We start from the raw sequence: 8,784 nt of genomic DNA, 5'->3' as shown, positions 1-8,784 counted from the left end.
AATGTATGTTTTGTTCTTTTTTTCTTCTAAAAGAGTCTGAATAATCACCCTTTCTTTTAGGGTAAGTCGGCGATGTTTTTTTACTACCATTTTACAAATCTATTATTTTAGATTTGTTGCGTTAAGTTATTGAATGGAGGTTAGCTTTACGATAAATTTATTAAAAGATAAGGTTAAGTTCTGATTGCTAAATTGAATACCGGCTGTTTAGGTCCCTCTGTTCTTAGCATAGCTGCCATCTAGTATTTACTAGTGACAATAAGAGAGTATAGTCACCAATATCATTAATGGTAGAACATAATAACAATATGCAAATATCGTTTTCATGCAATCTAGCACGTTGCTTTTTGCTGTGTCTAAAAAAGTAAAGCGTTACCTTCCGTGTTCTACACAATCATTTAGTTACCGTAACATATCTATTGCCAAACTAGCACTATAAGTTTTCGTACCCATGGCATATTTATTTTGCGTTCCTCAAAAAAGTAAAAAGCCACTCCCTTCCTCTCGGTATTAGCTTCACATTTACGTCAAGTAATACCAAATTAATTTTTAGAGTGGTTGATAATAAATTTTATTTTTTTCTTTAGATGAAATAAAAAAACATTAGCATAGGTTGCAGTTCTATTTTAAATTGAAATAGAAACTAATTTAATCAATCATTTTGATGTTTATTAGGTATAAGGATATCAATTAGTTTTGTTCTTTTATATATTTAGCTGCGGTGTATAGAAATAAGCTCAAGTACAAAATATTAATTAGGTTATCTAGTAGAGTTTGATAAAACAAAGCATTGGATACAATGTGAAAGTCAACAGCACCTTCAAATCTAATGGTTTAATATAAAATAGAAACTGTATTTTGCACTATGAGTGTAAATTTATGTTGATTGAAATAGTAATTTTTCCAGTCATACGATATCTTAGGATTGATCCTGTTTGACAATGAATCTTAAGGATTTGGTTCTTATAAAATTCCGTATCTTTGCAGATCTATGGTGAAAAACAAAAATATGAAAGGGCCGTTGTTTTATGCTAAAATTTTACTGTTCGGAGAATATGGAATCATTAAAGATTCTAAAGGTTTAGCAATTCCTTATAATTACTATCAAGGTGCATTAAAAATAACTAATGAAAATTCAGAATCAGCAAAAAAATCGAATGATAATTTGCTGAAGTTGTATACTTATTTATCAGAATTAAATTCTGATTTAGTGAGCTTTGATTTGGACTCCTTTAAAGAAGATGTTTCAAAAGGCTTGTATTTCGATTCTAGTATTCCTCAGGGATATGGAGTGGGGAGCTCAGGAGCATTAGTCGCATCTATTTACGATAAATATGCCTTAAATAAGATCACTGTTTTAGAAAACCTAACAAGGGATAAATTACTACAGTTAAAGTTGGTGTTTTCTTTGATGGAATCTTTCTTTCATGGGAAAAGTTCTGGTTTAGATCCTTTGAATAGTTATTTGAGTTTGCCTATTTTAATAAAATCTAGGACCAATGTTGAGGCTACAGGGATTCCATACCAGAAGGACGGAAAGGCGGCTGTATTTTTGTTAGATTCAAAAATTATTGGAGAGACAGAACCGATGGTAAATATCTTTATGAATAAGATGAAAAACGAAGGTTTTAGGAAAATGTTTAGCGAAGAGTTCGCATTACATACTAATTCTTGTATTGATAATTTTTTACAAGGAGATGTAAAGTCTCTTTTTTCTAATGTGAAAAATTTATCGAAAGTTGTTTTGGAAAATTTTAAACCTATGATACCTTCTGATTTTCATAAACTGTGGAAGCATGGAATTGATTCAAATGACTATTATTTAAAGTTATGTGGCTCTGGTGGAGGAGGTTATATTCTTGGTTTTGCTAAAGATTATGAAAAGGTAAAACATCAACTCAGTGATTATAAATTAGAACTCGTATATAGATTTTAAAATGGATCTTTTAGAGGTAGCCAAGCATAATAAAAAAGCAAGAAACCCTTTATTTTACAGTCTTGTTGGAATGCTCTCTGTAATGAGAGGTTATAATATCTTGGTATTGGTAATCGCTCAATACTTAGCTTCTATTTTTATTTTATCTCCCAAGGAATCTTTAAAATCTGTTCTTTTAGACTTTCATTTGTTTATTACTGTCTTTGCTACTAGTTTAGTCATTGCTGCTGGTTATATAATCAATAATTTTTATGATTCTGATATGGACAGAATCAACAAACCATTTAAAACCAAAATTGATAATTTTGTAAGTCAGAAGATAAAATTGAAGACTTATTTCACTTTAAATATAATTGGATTTTTATTGGGGTTTATTGTTTCATGGAGGGCTGCTTTGTTTTTTGCGGTTTATATTTTTTTAATTTGGTTCTATTCACATAAATTAAAAAAATATCCTATCATAGGATTACTTTCATCGTCTTTGTTATCGATGTTGCCCTTTTTTGCGGTTTTTGTATATCTCAAAAATTTTTCTGAGATCATTTTTACTCATGCAGCATTTTTGTTTTTTATTATTACGATAAGAGAATTGGTCAAAGATTTAGCGGGGATAAAAGGTGCATTTGTAAGTGAATATCAAACGATACCTGTGAAATATGGTGAACGATTTACCAAATTGTTAATTTCAGTGATCGTTGTACAGTCATTAAATCCTATTTATTTTTTGTGGAAGTATCCAGAGATCGGTGAAATGAAATATTATTTTTATCTCGTTTTTGTTGTCTTTTTGTTTTTTCCTTTTTTTTTATGGAAAGCTAGAAGTATTAAACAGTATAATGTATTGCACAATATATTAAAAGTACTAATTGTTTTAGGGGTAATGAGTTTGACTCTTATAGATACTTCAGTGCTGATTTCTAGAATATTATAATTAATACAGTCAGATTTTATTTTCATTAATTTTCAAGATGGAAATCAATATTAAACTGTATTTTTGCAAAAAAAAAAAAATTTTTTAAAATGAGTACAGAAAGAAACTCGTCGCGAGGACGACAACAAGGATCTAGCAGACCAACATCTAAAAAAAGGAACAATTCACAAGGAAGCAGTTTTGATAAAAGACCGTCTGAAATAAAAAAACGCCCTAGTAAATTTGAAAAATCGCCACCAGAAAAACTTGAGAGAAGAGATGTAGGAGGAATTAGATTGAATAAGTATATTTCTAATTCAGGAGTTTGTTCACGTAGACAAGCTGATGTTTTGATAGCTACAGGAAGTGCAATGGTTAATGGAAAGGTAATTACAGAAATGGGTTATAAAGTTCAGTTAACAGATGAGGTTCGTTTTGATGGATCTTTAATCAACCCTGAAACGAAGAGATATGTTTTGTTAAACAAACCGAAGAATTATATTACTACTATGGACGATGAAAGAGGTCGTAAAACGGTAATGGAATTAGTTCAGATGGCAACAAAGGAACGTATTTACCCAGTGGGTCGTTTAGATAGAAATACAACAGGACTTTTGTTGTTTACTAATGATGGTGAATTGGCTAAGAAATTAACACATCCTAAGCATAATGTACGTAAATTATACCACGCATCGTTAGATAGAAAACTTGCGGTAAGTGATTTGCAAAAATTAACTTCAGGTGAATTTATGGTGGAGGGGAAAAAAGTTTTTATTGATGATGTAGCTTATGTAGAAGGCGAGTCTAAAACGGAAATAGGAATCGAGATTCATTCAGGTAGAAATAGAATTGTAAGAAAAATATTCGAGACTTTAGGATATAAAGTAATGAAGTTAGACCGTGTGATTTTTGCTGGAATGACCAAGAAAAATATTCAAAGAGGTCATTGGAGACATCTGACAGAGCAAGAATTGAATAATTTGAAAATGATATAATTTTCAACAGATAAAATAAAAAAGCCTTTTCAATTGAAAAGGCTTTTTTATTAGTTATTTGTTGTCTTTACTGCGTGTAGCATTTCTCTTTTCCCCGGAGGACCAGGTAGTTTGGTTACTTTAAATCCAACAGTTATCATGGCTCTTCGGACACTTCCTTTTGCGGAATATGTTACCAGTACCCCTTCGTCTTTTAAAGAGTCGTACATTTTTTTAAATATTTCTTCTGTCCAAAGTTCAGGTTGAACACGAGCTCCAAATGCATCAAAATAAATCAAGTCAAATTGCTCGATATCGTTGATGTCTTCAATAAATTGTTTACGTTTGGTTAAGGAGAAATTGTCGTGTACTTTTTGTTTAGTGTTCCAGCCTAACAAATGCATTTCTTCAAATTTATGAGATAAGTTTCTTGAATCTAGTTCCGAAACATAATTCAATTGTAAAAGTTCATCTTCTTTAATAGGGTAGGCTTCTACTCCTGTATAATTAATTGTTAAATTTCGTTTTGTAGCTTCTAATAATGTAATAAAACAGTTTAATCCTGTGCCAAAACCGATTTCTAAAATTGCTAAATTTTGTTTGTTGTGTGTTTCTAGTCCGTTTTTGATAAAAACATGATAAGCTTCTTGTATAGCACCATGTTTGGAGTGGTATTGCTCGTCCCATTCAGGTAAATAGATAGTTGTAGAACCGTCTGAAGTTATGATGATTTCTCTTTTCAAATCGAATTGTTATTTAGATAACAAATATACCCAAAGCTTTTATGATTGCTCTAGTTTTGATGTGTTATTTATGTGATTTAAAATTGGAATTCAATTTGGTGCTGATAATTCAGAGAAGAATATGCCTGCTATCAATAAAAGTGCTATTTTTGTATTCTTGTTGACACGAAACAAAACAGATCATGAAATCAGACAAAACAACAGAAATCGACATCCAATTAGTTGAAAAATCTAAGATCTCACAAATAGATTTTAGCAGCCTTTCTTTTGGGGACGTCTTTACAGATCACATGTTGGAATGTGATTATAGAGATGGAAAATGGGAGGCTATTAAAATTAGGCCTTATGGTCCAATTTCTTTAGATCCATCTGCTAAAGTCTTACACTATGGTCAGGCAATTTTTGAAGGTATGAAAGCCTACAAAGATGATGAAGAACAAATTTGGATGTTTAGACCTGGTGAAAATCAAAAAAGGTTAAACAAATCTGCAGTTCGTTTAGCAATGCCAGAATTCCCAGAAGAAATGTTTTTTGACGGATTAGAGACTTTGCTGAATATTGAAAAAGACTGGATTCAGAAAGTAGAGGGAAGTTCTCTTTATATTCGTCCTTTTGTAATAGCAACAGAAGCAGGTGTCTCTGCCAACCCAGCAATGGAATATAAGTTTATGATTATATGTTCTCCAGCAAAATCTTACTATAGCGGAGAGGTACGGGTTTTATTTGCAGATACTTATAGTCGTTCGGCAAGTGGAGGTGTAGGTTTCGCAAAATGCGCAGGGAATTATGCAGGGCAGTTTTATCCTACAAAATTAGCAAATGATGCTGGTTACCAACAGGTAGTTTGGACAGATGCAAGTACGCACGAAAATTTAGAAGAAGCAGGAACAATGAATGTGTTCTTTAGAGTTGGTGATATACTAATTACAGCTCCAATTTCAGATAGAATTTTAGACGGAATCACACGTAAAAGTGTTTTAACTTTGGCTGAAGATTTAGGTATCGAGACAGAGGTAAGAACTATTTCAGTTTATGAAATTGAAGAAGCTGCGAAAAACGGAACCTTAATTGAGATGTTTGGTGCAGGTACGGCAGCGGTAATTAATCCTATTTTAGGGTTTAATTTTAAAGGTACGGATTATGAACTTCCAAAAATCGAAAACAGTTATGCTTCAATATTTAGAGATAAAATAACGAGTATACAAACCAAGAAATCCGAAGATAAATTCGGGTGGACTTATAAAGTAAGAGATATATAGTCTTTTTAGAGAATGAATAGAAGACTTGTGTAATTAATTACACAAGTTTTTTGGGATAAGGAAGTGCCTATTTATTGATATACATATTATGAATACTACATTAGAACAAGCTAAAAGCAATATAATCTCGAAAGGTTTTTTGGATGTTGAAACACCAAAAGAAATGGATTATGTTAAGGAGATTGAGAAATTAAAGAAGGAGAAGAATGCTGTAATTTTAGCTCATTATTATCAAGAAGACGCAATTCAAGATATTGCTGATTTTGTTGGAGATAGTTTGGCTTTGGCAATAGAAGCAGCCAAGACAGATGCCGATATTATTGTTTTTGCAGGAGTGCATTTTATGGCAGAAACCGCAAAAATTTTAAACCCCAAAAAAAAGGTTTTATTACCAGATTTAAAAGCGGGTTGTTCTTTGTCAGATTCATGTCCACCAGCAGATTTTAAAGCTTTTACTGATGCACACCCTGATCATAAAGTAGTGACGTATATCAATTGTTCTGCAGAAATAAAAACATTGAGTGATGTGGTTTGTACCTCATCTAATGCTGTGAGAATTATAGAGTCTTTCCCTAAAGATCAAAAAATTATATTTGCTCCAGATAAAAATTTAGGTGATTATCTAAATAAGCAAACGGGTAGAGATATGTTGCTTTGGGATGGAGCTTGTATGGTGCATGAAGCTTTTTCAATTGAAAAATTATTGGATTTACATTTGGATCATCCAGATGCAGAGATTATTGCACACCCTGAATCTCCATCACATATATTAAAAACAGCTGCTTATATTGGGTCTACTGCAGGTTTGTTGAAATATGCAAAAGAGAGTAAGAAAGAAAAATTTATTGTGGCGACTGAGGCGGGTATTTTACATGAAATGATTAAGCAGGTACCAGATAAAATTTTGATTCCTGCTCCGACAGGTGAAAATAATAGCTGCGCTTGTAGTGAATGTGCATATATGAAATTAAATACAATGAAAAAATTGTATACATGTATGAAACACGAGCTTCCGGCTGTTGATGTTGAACCAGAAATGGCACGTAAGGCCTTGTTGCCGATTGAAAGGATGTTAGAGCTGTCTTAAGTTCACATTTAATTTTATTTATCAGAAGAGAACCATGATTAAAACTGATTATCTAGTTGTTGGATCCGGTATTGCCGGCTTAACATATGCATTACGTGTAGCGCATAAATCTAAAGAAAGTAAAGTAATAATCGTTACAAAAGAGGATAAAGGTGAATCAAATACCAAGTATGCACAAGGAGGAATCGCTACGGTATATGATTTAGGTATTGATTCTTTTGAACAACATGTTCAGGATACTTTAATTGCTGGAGATGGTCTTTGTAATGAAGAGGTTGTTCGCATGGTTGTTGAAGAGGGACCCGCTCGATTGCAAGAATTAATCGACTGGGGAGTGAAGTTTGATGAGAACAATATTGGTGATTTTGATTTAGGTAAAGAAGGAGGGCATTCTCAAAATAGAATTTTACACCATAAAGATATAACAGGTCACGAAATTGAAAGAGCCTTGTTGGTAATGATATCTAAAACTGAAAATATTCATATTTTTGAAAAACATTACGCTATAGATTTTATTACAGAGCATCATTTAAGTTCAGAAACAGAAGATCGTAAATCAAATATTACTTGTTTTGGTGCTTATGTATTGGATAAAGAATCCAATGAGGTAAAAACCATTGTGTCCAAAATTACGATGGTGGCTTCTGGTGGAAGTGGTCAAGCATATGCAACAACAACAAATCCGTTAATTGCTACTGGTGATGGTGTTGGTATGGCTTACCGAGCGAAAGCAGAAATTGGAGATGTAGAGTTTATTCAGTTTCATCCAACGGCATTGTATCAAATGCCTCAAGAATCTCCAGCTTTTCTTATATCAGAAGCAGTAAGAGGTTTTGGAGCTAAACTTCGTACTTCAAAAGGAGAGTTCTTTATGTGTAAATATGATGAGCGTGAGGATTTGGCTTCGAGAGATATTGTTGCAAGAGCGATTGATACTGAATTAAAAGTAAGTGGTGATAACTACGTGTTTTTAGATTGTACCCATTTAAATCATAAAAAATTTAAAAAACATTTTCCAAATATTTTAGATAAATGTAAAAGTTTAGGGATTGATATTCGTAGGACTTGGATTCCTGTTGTAACGGCAGCGCATTATATCTGTGGAGGAATCAAAGTTGATATTGATGGAAGAACTTCGATTCGGAATTTATATGCTTGTGGAGAGTGTACTTTTACAGGGCTACATGGAGCGAATAGATTGGCTTCAAATTCTTTATTAGAAGCATTGGTGTATTCTCAGAGGAGTTATCTTAAAAGCGTCGTTAAAATTGAAAACGTAGGGTTTAATGAAGATGTTCCTGAATGGGATACTGCAAACACCTCTCAAAACAAAGAAAACATTTTAATTACTCATGGAAGGTCCTCTGTACAAAAGATCATGAGTGATTATGTTGGAATTGTTAGGTCTAACAGGCGTTTAAAAAGTGCTGAAAAGCGATTGAGTTTTATCTACGAAGAAACGGAAGAACTCTATAAAGAGTCAATTATTTCAGTGGAGTTATGTGAGTTACGGAATTTAATTACTACCGCTTATCTTATTTGTGAATTTTCAATGAAAAGAAAAGAAAATAAAGGAGGTTTTTTTAATAAGGATTTTGTGTAAATCTAACTTTGATGTTTTTAAAAAAAATCGAAAAGTTAGGCAAGCTGTATCTTTTTCTTCATAGTATTTTTCCTTTCGATTTGCATATTAATATAGTTTTTCTGAGTTACACGCCTAGTGTCTGTTTTGTATTTTTTTGATATTTAGGTTTTTGTAGTACCATTCTAAGAATTGTTTTATAAAAAATGGATTCTTTGTATTGTGACCTATTAATTCTAAAACAAAATTCATCAAAATATGCTTGTATATGCCATTTACTTACATGAGTTGGT

At 32.2% G+C, this 8,784-nt stretch carries 7 protein-coding genes and 1 pseudogene; 6 read left to right on the top strand and 2 right to left on the bottom strand.

All coding sequences use genetic code 11. The features are described 5' to 3' along the window. Positions 1 to 1,009: 1,009 nt before the first annotated feature. From V5787_RS06745 to V5787_RS06735, 3 genes are all read left to right on the top strand, one after another. Positions 1,010 to 1,936, top strand: a complete 927-nt coding sequence (locus V5787_RS06745; protein ID WP_336892495.1) for a mevalonate kinase — start codon at positions 1,010 to 1,012, stop codon at positions 1,934 to 1,936. Between the two features lie 70 nt (positions 1,937 to 2,006). Then, on the top strand, positions 2,007 to 2,867 hold the full coding sequence (locus V5787_RS06740; protein WP_336892496.1) for a geranylgeranylglycerol-phosphate geranylgeranyltransferase: 861 nt from the start codon (positions 2,007 to 2,009) through the stop codon (positions 2,865 to 2,867). An 89-nt stretch (positions 2,868 to 2,956) separates the two neighbouring features. Further along, the gene (locus V5787_RS06735; protein WP_336892494.1) at positions 2,957 to 3,841 is read left to right on the top strand and encodes a pseudouridine synthase; all 885 of its coding nucleotides are present in this window, start codon (positions 2,957 to 2,959) and stop codon (positions 3,839 to 3,841) included. Positions 3,842 to 3,891: 50 nt separating this feature from the next. Here the strand turns inward: V5787_RS06735 and mnmD are convergent, their stop codons facing one another. Continuing rightward, a complete protein-coding gene (gene mnmD, locus V5787_RS06730) occupies positions 3,892 to 4,563 on the bottom strand; it encodes a tRNA (5-methylaminomethyl-2-thiouridine)(34)-methyltransferase MnmD (protein ID WP_336892493.1) in 672 nt (223 codons plus the stop codon). Between the two features lie 182 nt (positions 4,564 to 4,745). On the opposite strand from mnmD, the gene V5787_RS06725 reads away from it, so the two are divergent. The 3 genes from V5787_RS06725 (at position 4,746) to nadB (ending at position 8,512) form a co-directional block, all read left to right on the top strand. Beyond that, positions 4,746 to 5,822: a branched-chain amino acid aminotransferase gene (locus tag V5787_RS06725; RefSeq protein ID WP_336892492.1), complete on the top strand. Its 1,077-nt coding sequence runs from the start codon at positions 4,746 to 4,748 to the stop codon at positions 5,820 to 5,822. Between the two features lie 88 nt (positions 5,823 to 5,910). Continuing rightward, positions 5,911 to 6,909, top strand: coding sequence for a quinolinate synthase NadA (nadA, locus tag V5787_RS06720; protein WP_336892491.1), 999 nt, complete (start codon positions 5,911 to 5,913; stop codon positions 6,907 to 6,909). 34 nt (positions 6,910 to 6,943) lie between these two features. Beyond that, positions 6,944 to 8,512, top strand: coding sequence for an L-aspartate oxidase (gene nadB, locus V5787_RS06715; RefSeq protein WP_336892490.1), 1,569 nt, complete (start codon positions 6,944 to 6,946; stop codon positions 8,510 to 8,512). 106 nt (positions 8,513 to 8,618) lie between these two features. Here the strand turns inward: nadB and V5787_RS06710 are convergent. Continuing rightward, a pseudogene (locus V5787_RS06710) lies at positions 8,619 to 8,784 on the bottom strand (IS1595 family transposase); the annotation flags it as partial.

The sequence above is a fragment of the Flavicella sp. genome (assembly GCF_037132785.1).
Classification (GTDB): Bacteria; Bacteroidota; Bacteroidia; order Flavobacteriales; family Flavobacteriaceae; genus Flavicella.
The sequence above is the reverse complement of the archived record's forward strand: the minus strand, read 5'-3'. Positions and strand labels throughout refer to the sequence as shown.